The organism is Actinosynnema sp. (assembly GCF_052038725.1).
In genome coordinates this window covers 1-1,653 of record NZ_JBQGCX010000111.1, presented here as the reverse complement: position 1 = coordinate 1,653, position 1,653 = coordinate 1, and the positions used below count along the sequence as shown (strand labels likewise).

The window sequence follows — 1,653 nt, the reverse complement described above, 5'->3', positions numbered from 1 at the left end:
ACCGGCGGGGGGCGAGGTCGTGATTGCGGTCGGTCTCGTAGCTGACTGCTCCGAGCCGGCTACCCCGTAGAACGCGGTCGGCCATTGCGGTGTCCTTTCGCTCGGCTCAGGGCCGGGGCCCAGGCTGGTGCTCACCGAGTGCAACGACCGGACTGCTCCGTTCGTTCCCGGTATGGATTTCTGGTCGCCCACAGTGACGTCTTTCACCAGTCAACGAAGGCTCCCACCTAGGGGAGGTCCGCGCGACGGGATCGTGACGCGCCATCAGGCTCTTGGGCTACAGCGTCACACTGACGGAGTAGCCGTAGCGTCTGATCGTGCTCCGGTCACCGTGTTACGACCACGTTGTGCGACATTACACCGGATTTAACCCACCAGTAGCCAACTCCGACAGCAAGTTGATTACAGATGGTTATCTGCTTGTCGCCCGGAGGCGACGTCGCCCGTCGCGAGTGGACGGTCACTGCGGGGTAGCTCGCCCGTGTTGGGCTCACCCGTTCGGACGGCCACTAAACGTAGTCCTAGTCACATGATCGACACGAAGTCCTCAGTGCCGATTGAGACCCCCGTGCTCACCCGCCGTCCCCCTCACCAGCGGCGACACCACCCGGATCGGGCTCGTCGGGCGGCTGGGCGCCGGGCAGGCGGGCCAGGAGGCCGCGCTGCGCGGTCACCACCAGTCGAGCGGCCTCGGCCAGGTCAAACCAGCCGACCCGGTCGACTTCCGGGAACGCCCTGAGCTGCCCGGAACCCCTGGGCCACTCCAGCTCGAAGGTTCCCGGAGTCACCGTGTCGGGGTCCAGATCCCCACGAAGGGCCCACGCCACGACGGTCTTCCCGCCCGACTGGCGCACCGTCCCGAGCGGCTCCAGCGGCCCGTCCGGCACGGGCACCCCCAGCTCCTCGGCGAACTCCCTGCGCGCGGCGTCCCGCGGCTCCTCGCCGTCCTCCACCTCGCCCTTGGGGATCGACCAGGCCCCCGCGTCCGTGCGCGCCCAGACCGGGCCGCCCATGTGCCCGAGCAGCACCTCGGTCCGCCCGTCCGCACCGGTCCGGTGCAGCAGGATGCCCGCGCTGAGCCGCGCCGTCGTGGTCACGGCCCGACAGTGTGCCGCACTCGGGGCCCGCCGCGCACCGAATGTTGCCAAGTCGCGAGGAATTCGGGTGAGCACGGCTGCGGCGTGCCGCAGTCACCACCCGTCCGTGTGGTCGGGTCGGCGGAGCGGGGCGCACGCGAAGGCCCCCGTCCGGAGGGGCGGACGGGGGCCTTCGGCGCCGCCCTCGGGGCGGCTCAGCCGTTGTCGTGGCTGTGCTCGCCGCCCGCGGCCTTGGCCTCGGTGGGCTGGGCGTGCGCGCCCGCGCGACCGGCCAGCGAGGGGTCCGCGGACTCGGGCTCGCCGAAGGCGCCGCTGGTGACCCCGCTGCTCGTGCCGTCCTGCCTGACCTGGCCGCCCCTGCGCGCCTGCTCCTCGGTGTCCTCGCGGTTGCCGAACTGGCCGGGGTTGTTCTGGTCCGCCACTGCTCCTGCGCCTCCCTGCGTTCCGCGTGCCGAGCCGGGTGGGTCGAGCACCCGACGCCCCGTGCGGGGTCTTAGGGATGGCAATACCCGCCAGGGGGACGACAAACCACGAACGGGGGAGACGAGGGACGGTT

At 71.1% G+C, this 1,653-nt stretch carries 2 protein-coding genes and 1 pseudogene; all 3 read right to left on the bottom strand.

Translation table 11 applies throughout. The annotated features are described in order from the left end of the window. Positions 1-85 (bottom strand): annotated as a pseudogene (gene rbpA / locus ACTUAL_RS02175) (RNA polymerase-binding protein RbpA); the annotation flags it as partial. Between the two features lie 487 nt (positions 86-572). Next, a complete protein-coding gene (locus ACTUAL_RS02170; RefSeq protein WP_440899084.1) occupies positions 573-1,097 on the bottom strand; it encodes an NUDIX domain-containing protein in 525 nt (174 codons plus the stop codon). A gap of 194 nt (positions 1,098-1,291) precedes the next feature. Then, entirely contained in the window at positions 1,292-1,519 is a 228-nt protein-coding gene (locus tag ACTUAL_RS02165) for a hypothetical protein (protein WP_440899083.1), read from the bottom strand. Between the last annotated feature and the right edge of the window lie 134 nt (positions 1,520-1,653).